Here is a 22,672-nt window from a genome sequence, read left to right on the forward strand (position 1 = left end):
CCTGTGAAAACAGTAGTAGAAGCCAATCAATTTATTCAGACAGAAAAAGGAAAGGTCAATCCGATTTTCAAACCGCAAGCCCATCTGACACCAGAAACAGGCTGGATGAACGATCCCAATGGATTTATCTACTTCCGTGGAGAATATCATCTCTTCTACCAATTCAACCCTTACGAGAGTGTTTGGGGACCGATGCACTGGGGGCATGCGAAAAGTAAGGACTTGGTCAACTGGGAACAGCTTCCAGTTGCCCTAGCTCCTGATAAAGCTTACGATAAAGACGGCTGTTTCTCGGGCTCTGCCATTGTCAAAGATGATGTCCTCTGGCTCATGTACACAGGTCATATCGTCAATGAAGACGGCTCTGTCAGACAGGTGCAGAACATGGCCTATTCGACAGACGGGATTCATTTTGAAAAAATAGCACAGAACCCTGTTGCGACGGAGGAACTCTTGCCAGAAGAAGTCATTGCCAATGACTTTCGTGATCCGAAGATTTTCGAGAAAGATGGTCGCTACTATTCTGTTGTAGCAACCAAGCATAAAGACGGTGTTGGCTGTATTGTCCTACTAGGATCTGACGATTTGCTGGACTGGCAATTTGAGTCGATCTTCTTAAAAGGTGATGTTCACCAAGGTCACGTTTGGGAATGCCCTGATTACTTTGAAGTAGATGGGCAGGAGTACCTGATTGTTTCACCAATGCGCTACCAAAAAGATGGTAACGACTTTAGTAATCTAAACTCTAATATATTTGTGAGCGGTCATGTGGACTGGGATAAGAAGGTCTTTGTGGCAGATTCCTTTAAGGAAATTGACCACGGACATGACTTCTACGCAGCTCAGACTACCGAAGGTCCAGAAGGCGAACGTATCATGGTAGCCTGGATGCATACTTGGGGTCGCAAGTTGGTGACCAATGACCTTGGCCATAAGTGGTACGGTCAGATGACCCTTCCACGCATTCTCAAGAAGACTGAAAACGGATTGCACCAAGTTCTGCCAGCAAGTGTTCTGGAAGCCTTCAAGGATATTGAAATTGGACAAAGTATCCAAGGTCCAAGCAAGCTCTCTCTTAGACTGGAAGACAGTTTGGAACTAAAACTTGGAAGCGACCAAGATTACCTGCAATTTGGCTATGATAAAGAAAGACAGGAAGTCTATATTGACCGTAGCTCTCTCAAAATCCAGCAAGTTGGTGAGGAGGAATGGTCAACTGTTCGTCGAGCGGTCACGGTTCAAGCGACAGAGCTAGAGGTCTTGGTTGACACCAACTGTTTGGAAATCTTTATTAACGATGGTCAAGAAACCTTGACATCAACCTTCTACGTAGAAGGTCAGATTATTCTAAACGCTCTATAATATTATTTGCCCTCTTAAATTATTCTTTCACTCCAAGAGAAGTCCTGTATAATGCAGGACTTTTTCTGATATGAAAAATATTCTCAATTATGATAGAATAAAGAGATTGAGAAAGTTGAGGTATCTATGAGAAAGACAAGTAAAAAAGGAAAGGCTACGAGGCGACCAACCAAGGCAGAATTAGCACAGCAAGAACGTGTTAAAAATATCACCCTTCGAGTATTGGGGCTTTTATTCATTGCCTTTGCAGCCAGTCGCCTAGGTGTGTTTGGAGTGACCAGCTACAATATTTTCCGGCTATTATTTGGTAGTCTGGCCTATCTATTATTGGCGGGTGCATTTATCTACCTTCTTATTCCCAAAGTCTTACGCGAAAGAGAAGGGACCATATCGGGCTTCTGGCTGATTGTTATCGGGTTATTAATTGAATTTCAGGCTTACTTAGATTGGACCTACCAAGGGAGTGACTTATTCGGTCATACTCTAAAATTGGCCTTGTCAGACCTAGCTAAGTTTCAGGTAACAGCATTTCTAGGCGGAGGGATGATTGGAAGTATCTTCTATCTGCCAGTCTCCTTCCTCTTTGCAAATGTCGGTTCCTTCTTCATCGGTCTTCTAGTGATAGTATTTGGTATCTTTTTTGTAAGCCCATGGTCTGTTTATGATGTTGCCGATGGCTTGGCGGTTGCCAAAGATAAGTTGGTGGAGACGCAGGTAAAAAGAGCAGAGCTTCGAACACAGAAGAAGGCTGAACGAGAAGAAAAACGTCAGCAAGAATTAGCTCGTCTAGAAGAGGAACGCCTTCGTCTAGAGGAAGAGGAAGAGTCAGCTCGGGCTTTGGCACTGGTAGATAGACATGTCGATTTAGAAACGGGTGAAATCCTCGAAGAAGAGCCTGTTCAAGTACCGATTATTTCAGAGTATGACCACTTAGACATAGAAGATGAATTTCCTATTATGTTGGCAGAAGATGACCAACCAGCACAATCAAACTCGGCAAGCCAGGCTTCTGAACCAAATGAGTTTGAAAAGGACGAGACAGATGTGGAGATTGATTTCAAGCCTAAGCAGAGACTAGCATATAAACTTCCGTCCATAGACTTATTTGCTCCTATAAAAGCTAAGAGTCAGTCCAATGAAAAACGAATTGTTCGTCAGAATATTAAAGTTTTAGAAGACACCTTTGCTAGTTTTGGAATCAAGGTAGTAGTTGAGCGTGCTGAGATTGGACCATCGGTAACCAAGTATGAAGTCAAACCAGCAGTCGGCGTCCGTGTCAATCGGATTTCTAACCTAGCTGATGATTTGGCTCTAGCCCTTGCGGCTAAAGATGTCCGTATTGAAGCTCCTATCCCGGGAAAATCACTGGTCGGTATTGAAGTTCCAAACTCCGAAGTGGCTACAGTACCTTTCCGTGAGCTCTGGGAACAATCTAAAACAGACCCAGACAAACTTCTGGAAATTCCTCTCGGTAAGGCTGTCAATGGTTCCGTCCGTTCCTTTAACCTAGCACGTATGCCCCATCTATTGGTGGCTGGTTCAACTGGTTCAGGGAAGTCTGTTGCTGTCAACGGTATCATCTCTTCAATTCTAATGAAAGCTGGTCCAGACCAAGTTAAGTTCATGATGATTGACCCCAAAATGGTCGAATTATCGGTCTATAATGATATTCCCCACCTATTGATTCCCGTTGTGACCAACCCACGCAAGGCTGCTCGAGCTCTTCAAAAAGTAGTGGATGAAATGGAGAAACGCTATGAGTTGTTTAGCCAAATTGGTGTCCGAAACTTGGAAGGTTATAATGCGAAGGTCGAGGAATTTAATAGCCGTTCAGAAGAAAAACAGATTCCGCTTCCTCTCATTGTGGTAATCGTAGATGAGTTGGCAGACTTGATGATGGTAGCCAGCAAGGAAGTGGAGGATGCTATTATTCGCTTGGGACAGAAGGCTCGTGCAGCAGGTATCCACATGATTCTTGCTACCCAGCGACCATCTGTTGATGTTATTTCAGGTTTGATTAAAGCCAATGTCCCATCTCGTATCGCCTTTGCCGTATCAAGCGGTACAGACAGTCGGACGATTCTAGATGAAAACGGTGCTGAAAAACTCTTGGGTCGTGGTGACATGCTCTTTAAACCGATTGATGAAAACCATCCAGTCCGCTTGCAAGGTTCCTTTATATCCGATGATGATGTAGAAGCAATAGTTGGCTTTATCAAGGATCAGGCAGATGCAGATTATGATGAATCCTTTGATCCAGGTGAAGTGGCAGAAGGTGATGGCGATACAGGTTTTGGTGATGCTGGAGGAGATCCACTTTTCAACGAAGCACGTGCCTTGGTAGTTGAGACACAAAAAGCCAGTGCCTCTATGATTCAACGACGCTTGTCTGTTGGTTTTAACAGGGCAACACGCCTCATGGAAGAGCTAGAAGCAGCGGGTGTCATTGGTCCAGCTGAAGGAACAAAACCTAGAAAGGTATTGGAAACACAATAATGAAATTTGAAGCAGTTCATCATATTGCAATTATCGGTAGTGACTATGACAAGACAAGAGAATTTTATGTTGAGAAACTAGGCTTTGAACAGGTGGATGAGCATATTCGCTCAGAAAAAAATGATATTCTCTTCAATGTCAAAAAAGGCAATTTGGTTTTGGAAATTTTCATCAAACCAGATGCGCCAATGCGTCCGGCCATGCCCAATCCTGAACATACAGGTCTACGCCATCTAGCCTTCCAGGTTGCAGATGTGGAGGCTTGCCTGGAAGAGTTTGACCGTTTGGACATCCGACATGAAGTCCTGCGAACAGATGATTTTGATGGTAAAAAAATGGCCTTCTTCTTTGATCCAGATGGCCTCCCTCTAGAAATTCATGAATAAGTCCATCTTTTCATGCCCAGAGAGGCCTTTCAATATGACAACTAATTAATACTCTTAGAAAATCAAAATCATACGCTGTTGACTTGATTTTGATGAAGGTCAGTTCTATTTGCATCTACGTCGCCTATTCTGATTTAGTATAAAAAAGAATCCCCACTGCGCCTGCACTGGGGATTTATTATGCCATCTATGAGAGGATGGATGATTTTAGGATTTTAAAGCGAAGACCGCAATAACCAAAGCTAGATACATCAAAAAAGTCAAGATAAAACTAGCTCGCCAGAAAACCTTGAAGAAACGGCGATATAAAAAATTCTTTTTCTTTAAAAGGAAGAAACCACAAAGACCAATCGCTAGTAGTGAGAGGGCTAGGACAAGCTGAGGCAGTAGACTGTTATAGTAGGCCTTGTCCGAAATCAGATAAAATTCAATTGCATAGAGAGGAAAGGCAATGTCTGCAAAGTTCCATCCTCGGTTTTGCAACCTAAAAAACTTGACAGCAATTATCGAAATGGCCAAGGTTAGAAAGATGAATAGAAAGGCTACTATTTTTAAAAATATAATCGATTCAAACATACATTCATTCTATAAAAAATGTGAAAAAAAGTAAACCTAAAGCTTGCATTTCTTTGAAATTCGTGTATAATGAAAAGGTATGTGTAAAACACATATTTGTGGGAGGTAAAAATCTTTAATTACCGCCAAAACCACAATAGGAGGATTTTATATCATGGCTAAAAAAGTCGAAAAACTCGTAAAACTTCAAATTCCTGCAGGTAAAGCTACTCCAGCTCCACCAGTCGGTCCAGCACTTGGTCAAGCAGGTATCAACATCATGGGATTCACAAAAGAGTTTAACGCTCGTACAGCTGACCAAGCTGGTATGATTATCCCAGTAGTTATCTCTGTGTATGAAGATAAATCATTCACTTTCATCACTAAAACACCACCAGCTGCTGTTCTTTTGAAAAAAGCTGCAGGTGTTGAAAAAGGTTCAGGTACACCAAACAAAACTAAAGTTGCAACAGTTACTCGTGCACAAGTACAAGAAATTGCTGAAACTAAAATGCCTGACTTGAACGCTGCATCTCTTGAAGCTGCAATGCGTATGATCGAAGGTACTGCTCGTTCTATGGGATTCACTGTTACTGACTAAGTAGCACCCAAGATTATCTGATTACAAGGAGACATATAACATGGCTAAAAAAAGCAAAAACTTGCGTGCTGCTCTTGAAAAAATCGACAGCACAAAACTTTACAGCGTAGAAGAAGCTGTTGCTCTTGCAAAAGAAACTAACTTCGCTAAATTTGATGCGTCAGTTGAAGTTGCTTACAACTTGAACATCGACGTACGTAAAGCAGACCAACAAATCCGTGGTGCAATGGTATTGCCAAACGGTACTGGTAAAACTTCACGCGTTCTTGTTTTCGCACGTGGTGCTAAAGCAGAAGAAGCAAAAGCTGCTGGTGCAGACTTTGTTGGTGAAGATGACCTTGTTGCTAAAATCAACGGTGGTTGGTTGGACTTTGACGTTGTTATCGCAACTCCAGATATGATGGCTGTTGTTGGACGTCTTGGTCGTGTACTTGGTCCACGTAACTTGATGCCAAACCCTAAAACTGGTACAGTAACTATGGATGTTGCTAAAGCAGTTGAAGAGTCTAAAGGTGGTAAAATCACTTACCGTGCTGACAAAGCAGGTATCGTACAAGCTCTTATTGGTAAAGTATCATTTGACGCTGACAAACTCGTTGAAAACTTCAAAGCTTTCCACGATGTAATGGCTAAAGCTAAACCAGCTACAGCTAAAGGTACTTACATGACTTCAGTATCAATCACAACAACACAAGGTGTTGGTATCAAAGTTGATCCTAACTCACTTTAATGATCAGTAAGACTGTCTTCGGGCAGTCTTTTTTTTCTATAAGGAATATGAATTAGAAACAGTATACATCTGAGTTTATCAATTTGAGAACTCTAAAGTTATTTTGGAAGTGGGCTACTGATACTATAACTCAAACATGTCCATTTCCTAATTCAAACCATCATAAACCATACGCTTGCTCGAAAGTTTTGTCTGCGACCTTATAATCGATTGCAAAAATACTTGAAAAAATTTAAAATGTATGGTAAACTACTTACAACGCATTGATATAAGGAGTTGACAGTTCTTATGAAATGTCTTACCATTAGACAGACAGACAGACAGACAGACAGACAGACAGACAGACAGACAGATAGGTGTAGACTGTCTTTTTGATTTTCTATAGTTTTTTTGTGGCGGACTTCGGACAGAAGTTTCCGCCTTTTGTCGTTGCGTTAGTTGGAAAAGAGAGGAGGATACCTAGTAAGATATGTAAACTGAACTAGTTCTAGATTTAATTGTCTACAGTCTAGTTCCTTTTCCGTCAATGCCAAAAATAGGAGGAAATGAATTTGTTTAAAATTAAACGAAATAAGTTAAATCGTCAAGAAGCCTTTAACTTTGAAAAGCGCAGTCGATTTGGTATTCGTAAGTTGACAATCGGTGTTGTTTCACTGGTTATCGGTAGTGGAATGGTCTTGAGTGGCGTCGAGCAAGTTCAAGCTGGTACAGACTATGATCCAGGTGTAGAAATTCGCTATGTTCGTAACGGTTCGCCAAAAGCTCTAGCCAGTGACGGGGACTTCAAAATTGAAAAGTCATTTGTAGAGGTAAATGGAGTCCAGTATGTGGATGTCACACTGACCTTCAACCAAGATCATGACGGCTATGCGAGACGTTTTCTGTATTTCAATATGCCGAAATCCCTTTACGAGCCAGAAAAGATCACTCGGGAACTCTACTGGCAAGGTGAGAGAACCCCTCGTGAAACCACAGAGTATAGAACATGGCAGGGTGATTACAGATTTGCGGATGAGCCATGGTACCGCCTTTGGGACCATCGCTATATCATAGGTAGTCCAGATTCTTTACAGGGCGAAAGACATAAAAAAGTAACATCTCCAACTGATCCTGGTGGAGATACCATCGGTGGTCAAAGCGAAGGCAGATGGAACGGTGACTGGGATCGTCTGATGTTCTCAGTTCCTAACAATGCTGGTAGTGGTAAAGAAGCTCTAACAAAAGCTGCTAGTGACTTTAAAGCCACTTCCCGAACTGTCTACATCAACAGATTTAGTGGCTCTACCGATAAGCATGTCTATAAGTTCCGTGCTCGTGTGAAAGACGGCAATGCTCCGATGAACTTCGTCGTAGGTCTTAATGAAGAGTCTGGAAGTCATGCTAACTTCTTGGCTCAGTATGGCACAACGCCAGATACCCGCACGCTGGCTGAAAAGTCTACCATTAACCCACCTGCTCGTATAGGAGTTAACAGTCTGCAAGACCTAAGTCAACAGACACGCAATAACATCGCACAAAAAATCCGTGAAGCTAACCCAGACCTCTTCAATGGTTCAGAGCCTTTGGTTACTGGTGTATCGGTATCCACTGACGGTGTCGGTGGCAATGCAGTCCTCCGATTCAAGGATGGTTCAGAAAAGACCATCCCGATGAAGCAGTTGGTTTATAAAATCAACACTGCATCAGGTGCTGCACCAACAGCTCCATCTACTTCGACTAATTTTGTCCTTAAGGGACGAGGAGTAGTTGGAAACGATATGGTTGGTTTGCAAGGTGAAGACCATCAATTAAACTTGCCAGCTAAAAAAGCAGTTGCCAACATCGCTACTATTGGAAATAAAGCTACCTATCTGACCCAGTGGCAAGAACAGTTGAATAAGTTTCTTGAGTTGAATAAACAGCTTCAATCTTGGAATAATCAATGGGGATTCAAGAATGGGGCGCGTACATTTGGACCAGATAACTGGAAGGCTCAACATCTTACAGCTTCAATTAAGTATACAGATAGTAGACAAACTCAAATTCAGGGTATTGAAGTTAAAGGGGTTACAAAAGATAGCCGTTTTGGTGGCCCAGTAAACACCCAAGTCTACGGTCTCTTGACACCTGCTATGCTCTTCTACCAAGAAGATCCATTGAAGACTACCAAGGATGAAGCCAAGGCTACCATCGATAGCATCGGTAACATCAATGGTAAGGCTGCTGATTGGAAGAGCAGAATCGATGCGGCCCAAAACCAGCAGGCTATTGAAGCGATCATCACTGAAGCACGCAATGAGAAGAATGCCCTCGATAAGAAGAAAGCAGCGGCTATCCAGGAAATCAATGCCCTTCCGCACCTTTCTCAAAATGAGAAGACGGCAGCCATCAATGCCATCAATAGCGCAACGACGACTACTGTAGTTGACCAGAAACTCAATGATGCCAAAGCCCTCAACACCACCAATATGAGGAACAAGGGCAAGGAGGCTATCAACGCCCTCAGCAAACTAAATGATGGTGAAAAAACACCTTACAGAAACCGAATTGATAATGCAACCACACAGGATCAAATCAACGCCATCATCGAAGAAGCAGCCTTTGAAGACCTGAAACGCAGTGCCTTGGAACAGCTCGATAACATGAATCCAGCTCCAAGCAACAAGGATGAATTGCGTGCTCAAATCACAGAGACTAATTTCAATACTGTCAGCTCAGATGGCAAAAAAACAGCTGAACGGATAGAAGCCATCCTAGAAAGAGCCAAGGCAGAAGTTCTCAGAGACCAGGCCAGACGTGACATCAATGCCATCTCAGGCCTACCAGAAGAGAAGAAAAATGAGTTCCTTGGAATTGTAGACCGTGCCCAAACCCCATCAGAGATTACCAATGCAGTCGACCAGGCACGAGCTTACAGCGACTATATCCAGGCCAAGGATGCCATCAACCAGCTGACAAATATCAACAATAAGCAAAAAGAAGAATTGTTGGCAGGCTTGGAAAGAGATAAGTCTCAACAAGGTGTGGCAGACATGCTGACAAGTGCCCGTGCCTTGGACGGTGAAATGAAACACTTGAAGGATTTGGTGGCGCAAGCAGAAACGATCAAGCAGTCAAGTGATTATTCAAGAGCAGATAGAGCTAAGCAAAATACCTTTAATACTGCCTTGGATGCTGCCAAGAGAGTATCACCACAAACAGGTGAATTGCCAACAACATCCGTAGGTCAGTTGATTTCAAACTTGACCGATGCGATCCGTGGCTTGGGTGGTACAACTCAACCAGTCACCAAGGATGTAGACAAGGGCAACCTCAGGGCTGAGATTGATCGCTCTAGTCATGTGAAAGACCCAGCCAATGCAGAATATACCTATGCTAGCGAGGACAAGAAACAAGCTTATGAACAAGCCCTTACACAGGCAATAGCAGTTCGTGACAAGGCTAACCCAGCAGCAACTCAGGCTGAAGTTGACGCTGCCCTTGCTAAACTCCAAGAAGCTAGAATCGCCCTAGATGGACATGCACCAGATCGTGTACAGGATACCCTTGCGGATAGTACTGATTTGGTAGTGCCTGAGGCTGTTCAAATCAAGGGGACAACTGTAGCAGAGGATGAAAAACAAACTATCATCGATGCACTTAAAGCAGCCAACCCAGGTAAATTGCCTGCAGATACCAATTATGATGTTGCTCCTACTGGTGCGGTGACGGTTAGGTACAGTGATAACTCTCGTGAAGACGTAAATGTACCGCTTAAATCAGGTATTCCAACAGTAACGACCCAGCCACATGATTTGGTTGTCTTCAAGAATACAGATATGACTACTCCAGTGGAGTTGGCAGGCTTTGCAGATAACGAATCAATCAGTGATGTCCAAATCGTCTCTACGAATGGAAGAACCCAAGATGAGATGGGCTTGACGGTTGGTGAAAAAGACAAGGAAAATAATACCAAGGCAGCCTTGATTTCCGGTAAAACAGGTACAAGTTATGGTGTCGGCAAACATACCCGTAAGCTTCGTGCCTTGGATAACTTAGACCAAGCAAGTGCGGCGACAAATGACTTCTATGTTCGTATTGTTGATGCCACTGTTAACCAGCCAGAGACAGCTATTGAAAAAGCCTTTGATCAAGCACTGACTCCTGAGGATGTTAGACCTAAGATCAACTTCAATGTTGGTTCAGGTCAAGACAATTTGATTGATTTTGAGGTCATTATTCCAACGGATGCTCCTACAAGTGGTCAGAATAAAGAAGTTTCAGTAATTATTCGCACAAAAGCTCATGCAAATGCACCAGAGGACTTCAAACGAACCTTTGTATCTCAAGATAAGACCGTGACGGTTCGAGCTACATGGCCAACTCAGGCAGCTCACATTGAGGTTGCCCCACCAGCTGACACAGCTCCAGCCCTTATCGATAGCGCACGTCCAACGACAGACGCTGATAAGACTGCTCTGATCAATGCCCTCAAAGAGGCCAACAAAACTCCAGAAGGCGCATCTAAATTCCCTGAAAATACAGACTTTAATGTTGCCGAAAACGGTGCAGTGACCATCACTTACCCAGACCGCTCATCTGAAACAGTGACTGTACCATTCAAGCAGAAAGACAGTGCTCAGCACACGCCAGTAGTGACTGAAACACCGATCAACTCTGCTGCAACGGCAGGTACAGAATTGACAGAAGATGAGCGCAATGCCGTCAAGGCAGCGGTAACTGTTCCGACCTTCACTGGCGACAGACAGCCAACCGTCACAGTTCCAGCGGACGCTCGTGTGACGGATGGTACAAATGGAAACACAGGCAAGCCAGTTGTTGTGGCGACCGTCGAGTACCCAGATGGTTCGACTGAACAGGTGGAAGTACCGCTTAAATCAGGTCTTCCAACAGTAACTACCCAGCCGAATGATTTGGTAGTCTTCAAGAATACAGATATGACCACTCCAGTGGAGTTGGGAGGCTTTACGGACAACGAATCAATTAAGGATGTCCAAATTGTCTCTACGAATGGAAGCACTAAAGATGAGATGGGCTTGACGGTTGGTGAAAAAGACAAGGGAAGCAATACGAAGGCAGCCTTGATTTCTGGTAAAACAGATTCTGCTATCGGCAAACATACCCGTAAGCTTCGTGCCTTGGATAACTTAGACCAAGCAAGTGCGGCGACAAATGACTTCTATGTTCGTATTGTTGATGCCACTGTTAACCAGCCAGAGACAGCTATTGAAAAAGCCTTTGATCAAGCACTGACTCCTGAGGATGTTAGACCTAAGATCAACTTCAATGTTGGTTCAGGTCAAGACAATTTGATTGATTTTGAGGTCATTATTCCAACGGATGCTCCTACAAGTGGTCAGAATAAAGAAGTTTCAGTAATTATTCGCACAAAAGCTCATGCAAATGCACCAGAGGACTTCAAACGAACCTTTGTATCTCAAGATAAGACCGTGACGGTTCGAGCTACATGGCCAACTCAGGCAGCTCACATTGAGGTTGTCCCACCAGCTAACACAGCTCCAGCCCTCATCGATAGCGCACGTCCAACGACAGACGCTGATAAGACTGCTCTGATCAATGCCCTCAAAGAGGCCAACAAAACTCCAGAAGGCGCATCTAAATTCCCTGAAAATACAGACTTTAATGTTGCCGAAAACGGTGCAGTGACCATCACTTACCCAGACCGCTCATCTGAAACAGTGACTGTACCATTCAAGCAGAAAGACAGTGCTCAGCACACGCCAGTAGTGACTGAAACACCGATTAATTCTGCTGCTACAACTGGCACACCATTGACAGAGGATGAGCGCAATGCCGTTAAGGCAGCGGTAACTGTACCGAACTACCCTGCTGGTGATAGACAGCCAACTGTCACAGTTCCAGCGGACGCTCGTGTGACAAATGGTACAGAAGGCAATACAGGCAAGCCAGTTGTTGTAGCGACAGTTGAGTACCCAGATGGTTCTTCTGAAACCGTTGAAGTACCAGTCAAGCAGAGAGACAATGCTAAGTATGAAGCGACTATAAGCAATCCAGAAACGCCAGCAGCTATCAAGGCTAGCCATGCATCGGATACAGCTATTACGGTTGAGGCTGATAAGAATGCCATTCTTGCTAAAGTATCTGTTCCAGAAGGTTCTAGCGGAAGACCAAGTCTTGACCAAAATCCTGTGGTTGAGGAACGAGATGGCAAGCAAGTTGTCAAGGTAACCGTGACCTACCCAGACCAGACAACAGACACTGTCTATGTCCCAGTAGATCAGAAGGATAATGAAACCCACAACCCAACAGCACCAGCTGAATCTGTCAAATTGGATGCACCAGCTACCGCCAACAGCACCCTATCAGACAATGATAAGAATGACATCAAGGCAGCAGTGACTGTGCCAGCAAACTCTGGTGGTCGAGTAAGTCTTCCAGAGGGGGCTAAAGTTGAGCTTGAGAATGACAAGCCAGTTGTTCCAGTGACCGTGACTTATCCAGACAATACGACAGATACAGTCTATGTTCCTGTAGTTCAAAAAGACAGCACCAAGTATGATGCAACGGCTAGCACAACCCCAGTACCATTGGATAGTCCAGTGACACCAGGTCAAACCCTTTCTGCTGAGGAAAGAGAAGCCTTGAAGTTTGGTGTCAATGTCCCAGCAGGTTCAAATGGTCAGATTCATGTTCCTGAAAATGCAGCTGTCAAATTGGATGGTGACAAGCCTGTCGTTGAAGCAGAAGTTCGTTACCCAGATGGCACAGTTGATAAGGTTCAGGTACCAGTTCGCCAGTATGACAGAGCTGTTTACACACCAAACTTGGTAAATCCTAAAGAGGTTCCTATCTCTGTAGAGCCAACAAACGACACTCAGATTACCAGCCCAGATGACGCAGCTATTCTTGCCAATGTAGATGTCCCAGCAGCGGGCACTAAGCCAGAAGTGACTAAGACGATTGCTTCGCCAGTCAAAGACGGTACAGGTGCAAACCAAGGTAAGAAAGTTGTCGAAGTAGAGATTACTTACCCAGATAAGTCTAAAGAGAAGATTGAAGTTCCTGTCAAACACGCTGACAACCAAGTCCACAACCCAGAAGCTCCTACTAAGCCAGTTCAATTGGACGTAGCAGCAACGACCGACACTAGCTTGTCCGATGCTGATAAGCAGGCTGTCAAGGATGCTGTGACGATTCCACAAGGTTCAGGCGGTGTGGCAAGTCTTCCAGAGGATGCCAAGGTTGTTGACCGAAATGGTACCCCAGTTGTTCCAGTGACTGTGACCTACCCAGACGGCACGACTGAAACAGTGGATGTCCCTGTTGTCCAAAAAGACAGCACCAAGCATACCCCAGTCTTGACAGAGGCAAACAGCCCAGTTTTGACCGACACACCTGCTAAGGCAAATGAGCCAGTTCAAGAAACTGATAAGGCAGCTATTGCAGCCAAGGTTGATAAGACAAATCTTCCTCAAGGTACAGAGACTAAGGTGCCAGATGATGCTGTGGTTGAGCTTGAAAATGGCAAGCCAGTTGTTCCAGTTCTTGTAAGCTACCCAGACGGTACTTCTGAAACCATCAAGGTTCCAGTTGACCAGAAGGATGACTTGACTTACAACCCAGTAGCACCAAACAAGGACAATGCTGTAGCGATTACTTCTCCACAAACTCCAGGTACAGAAATCACTGATCCTACAGATAAAGCAGCGATCCTTGATAGCGTGACAGTTCCTGCTGTAGATGGTGGTCAGGCTCCTAAGGTTACTAAGGAAATCACTTCACCAGTTACAGAAGGTCCAGATGGTCCGTATGTGACAGTGAAAGTAAGCTACCCAGACGGCACTTCTGAAACCGTCAATGTCCCTGTTAACCAGAAAGATAACGAAACCCACAACCCAACAGCACCAGCTGAATCTGTCAAATTGGATGCCCCAGCTGTCCAAGATGGCACCTTGTCAGAACGTGATAAGCAAGCCGTTAAAGATGCTGTAGTGATCCCAGAAGGTTCAGGTGGTCAAGCAAGCCTACCAGCAGATGCCAAGGTTATTGATCGAAATGGTACACCAGTTGTTCCAGTGACCGTGACTTATCCAGACAATACGACAGATACAGTTTATGTTCCTGTAGTTCAAAAAGACAGTGTGAAGCACACACCAAGCTTGACAGATGCGGATCAACCTGTCTTGACCGATACACCAGCTAAGGCTGAAACACCTGTACAAGATACAGATAAGGCAGCTATTGCGGCTAAGGTTGACTTGAGCAAGTTGCCAGAGAATACCACAGCTAAGGTTCCAGATGGAGCTAAGGTTGAGCTTGATGGTGACAAACCAGTTGTCCCAGTTCTTGTAAGCTACCCAGACGGTACTTCTGAAACCATCAAGGTTCCAGTTGACCAGAAAGATAGCGAGACCTACACACCAACAGCACCAGCTGCAGAAACACCGGTAGCCATTACTGGTTCAGATGCGCCAGATGCACCGATTGCGGAAACTGATAAGCCAGCTATCCTAAATAGTGTGACGGTTCCAGCTGTAGATGGTGGTCAGGCTCCTAAGGTTACTAAGGAAATCACATCACCAGTTAAGGTGGTTGATGGCAAAGCATTCGTTGAAGTAACGGTGACTTACCCAGACGACACTTATGAAAAGGTCAATGTCCCTGTTAACCAGAAGGACAATGAAGCCAACGACCCAACGGTTACAGCTCCTGAAAAACCAGCTCCAATCAGTGTTCCAGTTGCTGAAAATACTCCAGTAGAGTCAGATGCAGATAAGAAATTGATTACAGACAAGGTCAATGTAGCTGGTCTTCCAAACCCTCCTCAATCTGTCAAAGTAGCAGAACCTGCTAAGGTGGTTATGGATCAAGCTGGTAATCCTGTGGTCAATGTAGAAGTGACCTATCCAGATGGCACTAAGGATATTGTCCCTGTTCCTGTTAAACAAGCGGATAACCAAACAAATACTCCAAGCCTGAAAGAACCAGAACTTGGCAAACCAGCTGAAGTTTTGGTAGCCATCGATCCAACTCCAGGTGTAGCAATCAACAACCCAATGGACAAGGAAGCTATTGCTGCTAAGGTTGACTTGAGCAAGTTGCCAGCAGGTACGACAGCTGAGGTTGCGGATGGTGCAGTTGTTGCCAACGATCCATTGACCAACAAACCAGTTGTTCCAGTGACAGTGACTTACCCAGACGGTACTTCTGAAACCATCAATGTTCCTGTGAAACAGGCTGATAATTTGGCTATGGATCCAAGTCTGAAAGATACCAATCCAGTGCCAATTCTGACAGAAGCGACTGTTGGTTTGACGGTGTCAGATAAGGCCAACTTGGATGCTATTGTTGCTAAGGTAGATCCGAAGACAGGTAAGGCTGAAGTGGTGAATAATACCATTGTTGCTGGTAAGGAAGATGGTCCTCATGCTGGTCAACCAGTTGTCAATGTTCTTGTAACCTATCCAGACGGTACTCAAGATACGATTGAAGTGCCAGTTAAACAGGCAGACAACGTTGTCAAAGAGCCAAGCTTGACAGACCAGACTCCCGTGCCAATCCAGGCAGCTGCAACGACTGGTACGCCAGTTCCTGCGAGCGACAAGCAAGCTATTCTTGATAAGGTTGAAGTTCCTGAAGGTGCAAATGCTACGATTGCTGATGACGCTACTGTTGTCCGTGAAAATGGTCAGCCAGTTGTTCCAGTAACAGTGACTTACCCAGATGGTACGACAGATACAATTTCTGTTCCGGTCAAACGTGCAGACAATAGCAAGTACACACCAAGTCCAGTGACAGATCCTGTTCAGGTTGATGCTGCGACGGCTCCAGGTACAGCTATTACTAGCCAGGATGACAAGGATGCGATTATTGCAGCGGTACCAGTACCGAAAGTGGCTGCTGGTGAGAAAGCTCCTGTTGTCAGCCTTCCAGAAAATCCACGGGTAGAAGAAGTTAACGGTCAGCCAGTTGTCAAGGCTATTGTGACCTATGCAGATGGTACGACAGATACAGTGGATGTTCCGATTGTACAAAAAGTAAGTGCAACCAAGGAACCAAGTCTGAAAGAAGCTGAAGCGGGCAAACCAGCTCAAGCTGTTATTACAGAAAATCCTACAGCAGGTGCAAGCATCACTGATCCAGCAGATCAGAATGTTATCCTTGACAAGGTTGTCGTTCCAGAAGGTGGCAAGGCAAGCATCGCTGATGACGCTGTAGTGGAAATGGATGGTGACCAACCAGTTCTTCCTGTGACAGTGACCTATACAGATGGTTCGAAAGATATCATCAAGGTTCCTGTGAAACAAGCGGACAATGTGGCCAAAGAGCCAAGCTTGAAGAGCCAAACTCCAGTTGGCGTTATGGATGCTCCGGCGGTAGGTGCTCAAGTAGAAGAGCCAGCAGATCTTGAAGCGATCAAGAACAATGTAGATACCAAGGGTGGTACAGCAAGCATTGAGGATCCTACGATTGTAGAAGGTCCAAACAACCAGCCAGCTGTTGCGGTTAAAGTAACCTACCCAGATGGTACGGCAGATACTATTCTTGTTCCGATTAAGACAGCGGACAATGTGACCTACACTCCTGTCTTGAAGTCTACTGATCCTGTTCTGGTTTCTGTAGCGACTGACAATGGTACAGCAGTTCCAGAAGCTGATCAGGCTAAGATCTTGGCAAATGTTGACGTTCCTGCCTTGACAGCAGATGGTGACAAGCCAGCTGTGGATCTTTCAATTGAAAATCCAGTTGTTCTTCAGAAGAATGGCCAAGCAGGTGTCGAAGTAACAGTGACCTACCCAGATGGTTCGAAAGATAAGATTTTCGTTCCAGTGGACACTGATACAGACAAGGATGGCTTCAGCAACAAGGAAGAAGAAAAAGCAGGTACAAGCGCAACCGATTCAGCTTCAACTCCAGATGGTCAAGATAGTGCAGAACGTCTAAATCCAGGTCTAACTGAGCCAGTAGAAGTTAAGAACCCAGACAAGCTTACTGATGCAGAGAAAGAAGCTGTTAAGAAAGCCGTTGAGGCTTCAAACGACTTGCCAGCTGGAACGACTGTTTCAGTTGCAAACGATGGTACGGTTACAGTTACTTACCCAGATAATTCAACAGACACTATCCAGCCAAAAGATGCAGTTACTCAGTTTGTAGATACAGATGGTGATGGTATCAGCGATCGCCAGGAAACTGAAAATGGTACAGATCCAAGCAAGGTTGACAGTGACAACGACGGCTTCTCAGACAAGGAAGAGGTCGAACGTGGCACAGACCCTACTAAGGCAGATTCTAAACCAGCTTCAAGCGAGACAGACACGGACGGCGACGGCATCAGCAATGAAGATGAAGCTACACGTGGCACAGATCCAAACAAATCTGACACAGATGGCGATGGCTTCTCAGATCAGGAAGAAATCACAGCCGGCAGCAACCCAACTAAGGCTGATTCAACCCCAGCTAATGTGGATAAAGACGGCGATGGCTTCACTGATACAGAAGAAGCAGCGGCGGGTACAGATGCAAATAACCCATCTTCAACTCCAGAAGGTCAAGATAGTGCAGAACGTCTAAATCCAGGTCTAACTGAGCCAGTAGAAGTGAAGAATTCAGACAAGCTTACTGATGCAGAGAAAGAAGCTGTTAAGAAAGCCGTTGAGGATTCAAACGACTTGCCAGCTGGAACGACTGTTTCAGTTGCAAACGATGGTACGGTTACAGTAACCTACCCAGACAAGTCCACAGACACTATCCAACCAGCAGAGACAGTTAAAGTCGCTAAGGACACAGACAAGGATGGCTTCACTGATACAGAAGAGGCAACGGCAGGTACAAGCGCAACAGACCCATCTTCAACTCCAGCAGGTCAAGATAGCGCCGGTCAATTAACACCAAGCCTAGCTGAACCAGTAGAAGTGAAGAATCCAGACAAGCTTACTGATGCAGAGAAAGAATCTGTTAAGAAAGCTGTTGAGGATTCAAACGACTTGCCAGAGGGAACTGAGGTTACGGTCTCAGACAATGGTACAGTTACAGTAACCTACCCAGACAAGTCCACAGACACTATCCAACCAGCAGAGACAGTTAAAGTCGCTAAGGACACAGACAAGGATGGCTTCACTGATACAGAAGAGGCAACGGCAGGTACAAGCGCAACAGACCCATCTTCAACTCCAGCAGGTCAAGATAGTGCAGATCGTCTAAATCCAGGTCTAACTGAACCAGTAGAAGTGAAGAACCCAGACAAGCTTACTGATGCAGAGAAAGAATCTGTTAAGAGAGCTGTTGAGGAAACTAACGACTTACCAGCTGGAACAGAAGTTTCAGTCTCAGACAGTGGTACGGTTACAGTAACCTACCCAGACAAGTCCACAGACACTATCCAGCCAGCAGAGACAGTTAAAGTCGCTAAGGACACAGACAAGGATGGCTTCACTGATACAGAAGAGGCAACGGCAGGTACAAGCGCAACAGACCCATCTTCAACTCCAGCAGGTCAAGATAGCGCCGGTCAATTAACACCAAGCCTAGCTGAGCCAGTAGAAGTGAAGAATCCAGACAAGCTTACTGATGCAGAGAAAGAATCTGTTAAGAAAGCTGTTGAGGATTCAAACGACTTGCCAGAGGGAACAGAGGTTTCAGTCTCAGACAATGGTACAGTTACAGTAACCTACCCAGACAAGTCCACAGACACTATCCAGCCAGCAGAGACAGTCAAAGTCGCTAAGGACACAGACAAGGACGGCTTCACTGATACGGAAGAGGAGAAAGCAGGTACAAATGCCACAGATCCATCTTCAACTCCAGCAGGTCAAGATAGTGCAGGTCAATTAACCCCAGGTCTAACTGAGCCAGTAGAAGTGAAGAACCCAGACAAGCTTACTGATGCAGAGAAAGACGCTGTTAAGAAAGCTGTTGAGGATTCAAACGACTTGCCAGAGGGAACAGAGGTTACAGTCTCAGACAATGGTACAGTTACAGTTACTTACCCAGACAAGTCCACAGACACTATCCAGCCAGCAGAGACAGTTAAAGTCGCTAAGGACACAGACAAGGATGGCTTCACTGATACAGAAGAGGCAACGGCAGGTACAGACGCAACTAACCCAGCTTCAACTCCAGCAGGTCAAGATAGCGCCGGTCAATTAACACCAAGCCTAGCTGAGCCAGTAGAAGTGAAGAATCCAGACAAGCTTACTGATGCAGAGAAAGAATCTGTTAAGAAAGCTGTTGAGGATTCAAACGACTTGCCAGAGGGAACAGAGGTTTCAGTCTCAGACAATGGTACAGTTACAGTTACTTACCCAGACAAGTCCACAGATACTATCCAGCCAGCAGAGACAGTCAAAGTCGCTAAGGACACAGACAAGGATGGCTTCACTGATACGGAAGAGGAGAAAGCAGGTACAAATGCCACAGATCCATCTTCAACTCCAGCAGGTCAAGATAGCGCAGGTCAATTAACCCCAAGTCTAACTGAGCCAGTAGAAGTGAAGAACCCAGACAAGCTTACTGATGCAGAGAAAGAAGCTGTTAAGAAAGCTGTTGAGGATTCAAACGACTTGCCAGAGGGAACAGAGGTTACAGTCTCAGACAATGGTACAGTTACAGTTACCTACCCAGACAAGTCAGCGGATACTATCCAGCCAACAGACACAGTCAAAGCTGCTAAACCTGTTTCAGAAACACCAGTTGCACCAAGCAAGCCAGAAGTTACAGCAACAGATTCAGGTGCTGTAGTTGTTACACCACCAACTGACAATGTAACTAACCTTGACATTACCTTCACTCCAGAAGGCGCAAGCCAACCAGTTACTGTAGTTGTAAGTAAGGATGAAAATGGCATATGGACAGCCCCAGCTGATTCAGGCCTTGTCATTAACTCAGATGGCACCATTACCATCCCAGCTGAAAAAGTAGCAGATGGCACAGCCGTGACGGTAGTTGCTGAGAATGGTTCAATATCTTCACCAGAAGTAGGTTCAACAGTTGTTCCTGTTCCAGCAGTAACTCCAGAAACACCAGTTGCACCAAGCAAGCCAGAAGTTACAGCAACAGATTCAGGTGCTGTAGTTGTTACACCACCAACTGACAATGTAACCAACCTTGACATTACCTTCACACCAGAAGGTTCAAGTCAACCAGTTACTGTAGTTGTAAGTAAGGATGCAACTGGTACATGGACAGCACCAGCTGATTCAGGTCTTGTTGTCAATCCAGATGGCACTATTACCATCCCAGCTGAAAACGTAGCCGATGGTACAGCCGTGACGGTAGTGGCTGAGAATGGTTCAGTATCTTCACCAGAAGTAGGCTCAGCAGTTGTTCCTGTTCCAACTCCAGAACTTCCAGCTATCCCAGCTAAGCCAACATCAGTTACTAATGCAGACGGTAGCGTAACAATTGTTCCACCAGTTGAAAATGTTACAGGTCTTGACATTACCTTCACACCAGAAGGTGCGACAGAACCAGTTACTGTGACGCTTGGTAAGGACGCAACTGGCGCATGGACAGCACCAGCTGATTCAGGTCTTGTTGTCAATCCAGATGGCACTATTACCATCCCAGCTGATAGGCTAGCAGATGGTACTGAAGGACAAGTAGGTCTTGTAGCTAAGAATGGCGACTTGACATCAAATGATCCAGCTCCTCAAGTACCGGAAACTCCAGCTAAGTCAAGCGTAGAGACCAATGAAAATGGTAGCGTAACAATTGTTCCACCAGTGGAAAATGTTACAGGCATTGACATTACCTTTACTCCAGAAGGCGCAAGCCAACCAGTTACTGTAGTTGTAAGTAAGGATGCAACTGGCGCATGGACAGCACCAGCTGATTCAGGCCTTGTTGTCAACCCAGATGGCACTATTACCATCCCAGCTGATAAGGTAGCAGATGGCACAGCAGTTTCAGTAGTTACTAAGAATGGTCAAGTTCCATCTGATGAAGCTTCTGCAACTTATGTACCAGCTAAACCAGCAAGCACTGATACACCAGTAGTTGAAGTTCCAGCGACTCCATCACTAGCCCTTGATGGTAGCGGAAATGTCCTTATAACTCCTCCTGCGGAAAATGCTACAAGCCTTGATATTACCTTCACACCAGCTGGTAGCGAAACCCCAATCACTGTAACAGCTAACAAGGATGCAACTGGTAATTGGATTCTTCCAGAAACTTCAATTGCTGTTGTTAACCCAGATGGCACAATCAGCATTTCTACATCAGAAATGGAAGGTGGCACTGCAGTATCAGTTGTTGCTAAGAACGAGGGAGTACCATCTAGTCAAGCGGCTACATTACTTGTTCAACCAAAACAAACTGCAGAAGAGTTGGCTCCAACAGTGAAGAAACCAATTGCTGTTGAGGATGCATCTAAGTTGACAGATGCTGAGAAGAAAGAATTGGAAGATGTTGTTCGTAAGGACAATGTTCTTCCAGAAGGTACAGAAGTAAGCGTAGCAGATGATGGTACAGTTACTGTTACCTACCCAGACAAGTCAACAGATACAATCTTGCCAACTAAGACTGTTATGGATGCTCAAAATGGTAAAGGCACAAGCCATAGCTTACCAGCTTACGACTTGACAGCAGATGAGGATAAAGATGGCTTTACAAACGAAGAAGAATTGAAGCAAGGTTCAAATGTAGCAGATGCTAAATCTGTACCTGCAGGCAAGTCTTCTGCAGAACGTCTCACTCCAACAAATGACTTGGCAGTTAAGGTTAAAGACTTGACGAAATTGTCAGATGCTGAGAAGGAAACGGTAGAAACTGCTATCCGTAAGGATAAGGATCTTCCAGAAGGTACTCAGATTGAGGTAGCCAATGATGGTTCAGTAACTATCACCTACCCAGATGGTTCTATTGGTCGACTCCCTGCTGATCAGACAGTTCTTCAGGTGGCACATGGTGAAGGCACAAGCCATAGCTTGCCAGCTTACGACTTGACAGCAGATGAGGATAAAGACGGCTTTACAAACGAAGAAGAATTGAAGCAAGGTTCAAATGTAGCAGATGCTAAATCTGTACCTGCAGGCAAGTCTTCTGCAGAACGCCTTACTCCAACAAATGACTTGGCAGTTAAGGTTAAAGACTTGACGAAATTGACAGATGCTGAGAAGAAAGCGGTAGAAACTGCTATCCGTAAGAATAACACTCTTCCAGAAGGTACTCAGATTGAGGTAGCCAATGATGGTTCAGTGACCATTACTTACCCAGATGGTTCCGTGGATCAGATTGTTGCTACGAAAGTAGTTGCTACAGATTCTACAGTTAGTCCAGACTCTGGCGTAAGTCAGTCAAGTGGTACTACAAAAGTATTGCCAGGATCTGCTTCTTCGACAAGAGCAGCTAAGAAACCATTGCCAGCAACAGGTGAAAATGGTTCTCCTATCTTAGTTCTGTCTGGTTTAGCTCTGTTAGCGGGCGTAGCTATGTTTAGAAAAGCAAAAAGAGAAGATGAGAACTAATTCTCATCTCTCCGATGCAAATTGAAATACTGGTGAGACTCGACTGAAATAAGAATAGGGTAAAATACCTTAAGGAAAGTATAGCCGCAATTTGGCAATACTTTCCGGCTCTTTGTCA

7 protein-coding genes are annotated in these 22,672 nt (G+C 44.9%); 6 read left to right on the plus strand and 1 reads right to left on the minus strand.

Annotated elements, in window-relative coordinates:
* Window positions 1-3 precede the first annotated feature (3 nt).
* The 3 genes from PHA78_RS03150 to gloA2 all read left to right on the plus strand — a co-directional run bounded on the left by PHA78_RS03150 (window position 4) and on the right by gloA2 (window position 4,244).
* Window positions 4-1,362, plus strand: coding sequence for a glycoside hydrolase family 32 protein (locus PHA78_RS03150; protein WP_272158434.1), 1,359 nt, complete (start codon window positions 4-6; stop codon window positions 1,360-1,362).
* Window positions 1,363-1,488: 126 nt separating this feature from the next.
* Window positions 1,489-3,858: an FtsK/SpoIIIE family DNA translocase gene (locus PHA78_RS03155; protein ID WP_272158435.1), complete on the plus strand. Its 2,370-nt coding sequence runs from the start codon at window positions 1,489-1,491 to the stop codon at window positions 3,856-3,858.
* Window positions 3,858-4,244, plus strand: a complete 387-nt coding sequence (gene gloA2 / locus PHA78_RS03160; RefSeq protein WP_105150606.1) for an SMU1112c/YaeR family gloxylase I-like metalloprotein — start codon at window positions 3,858-3,860, stop codon at window positions 4,242-4,244. The genes PHA78_RS03155 and gloA2 overlap by 1 nt, the downstream gene beginning before the upstream one ends.
* Before the next feature lie 207 nt (window positions 4,245-4,451).
* Here gloA2 and PHA78_RS03165 read toward each other — a convergent pair whose 3' ends face one another.
* On the minus strand, window positions 4,452-4,820 hold the full coding sequence (locus tag PHA78_RS03165) for a DUF3397 domain-containing protein (protein ID WP_023369732.1): 369 nt from the start codon (window positions 4,818-4,820) through the stop codon (window positions 4,452-4,454).
* A 154-nt stretch (window positions 4,821-4,974) separates the two neighbouring features.
* On the opposite strand from PHA78_RS03165, the gene rplK reads away from it, so the two are divergent.
* The 3 genes from rplK (at window position 4,975) to PHA78_RS03180 (ending at window position 22,554) form a co-directional block, all read left to right on the plus strand.
* Window positions 4,975-5,400 carry a 50S ribosomal protein L11 gene (gene rplK / locus PHA78_RS03170; RefSeq protein ID WP_002935890.1) on the plus strand — a complete coding sequence of 142 codons (426 nt, stop codon included), beginning with the start codon at window positions 4,975-4,977 and terminating at the stop codon, window positions 5,398-5,400.
* Between the two features lie 40 nt (window positions 5,401-5,440).
* Window positions 5,441-6,130 carry a 50S ribosomal protein L1 gene (gene rplA / locus PHA78_RS03175; protein WP_004194879.1) on the plus strand — a complete coding sequence of 230 codons (690 nt, stop codon included), beginning with the start codon at window positions 5,441-5,443 and terminating at the stop codon, window positions 6,128-6,130.
* Between the two features lie 551 nt (window positions 6,131-6,681).
* The gene (locus tag PHA78_RS03180; protein WP_272158436.1) at window positions 6,682-22,554 is read left to right on the plus strand and encodes a Rib/alpha-like domain-containing protein; all 15,873 of its coding nucleotides are present in this window, start codon (window positions 6,682-6,684) and stop codon (window positions 22,552-22,554) included.
* The last annotated feature ends 118 nt before the right edge of the window (window positions 22,555-22,672 follow it).

Origin of the sequence: Streptococcus sp. HN38, assembly GCF_028335765.1 — a bacterium.
GTDB lineage: Bacteria > Bacillota > Bacilli > Lactobacillales > Streptococcaceae > Streptococcus > Streptococcus suis_P.

Coding starts and splice junctions, on each gene's coding strand:
- PHA78_RS03155 (WP_272158435.1), top strand. CDS start 1,489: ATGAGAAAGACAAGTAAAAAAGGAAAGGCTACGAGGCGACCAACCAAG.
- PHA78_RS03165 (WP_023369732.1), bottom strand. CDS start 4,820: ATGTTTGAATCGATTATATTTTTAAAAATAGTAGCCTTTCTATTCATC.
- rplA (WP_004194879.1), top strand. CDS start 5,441: ATGGCTAAAAAAAGCAAAAACTTGCGTGCTGCTCTTGAAAAAATCGAC.
- gloA2 (WP_105150606.1), top strand. CDS start 3,858: ATGAAATTTGAAGCAGTTCATCATATTGCAATTATCGGTAGTGACTAT.
- rplK (WP_002935890.1), top strand. CDS start 4,975: ATGGCTAAAAAAGTCGAAAAACTCGTAAAACTTCAAATTCCTGCAGGT.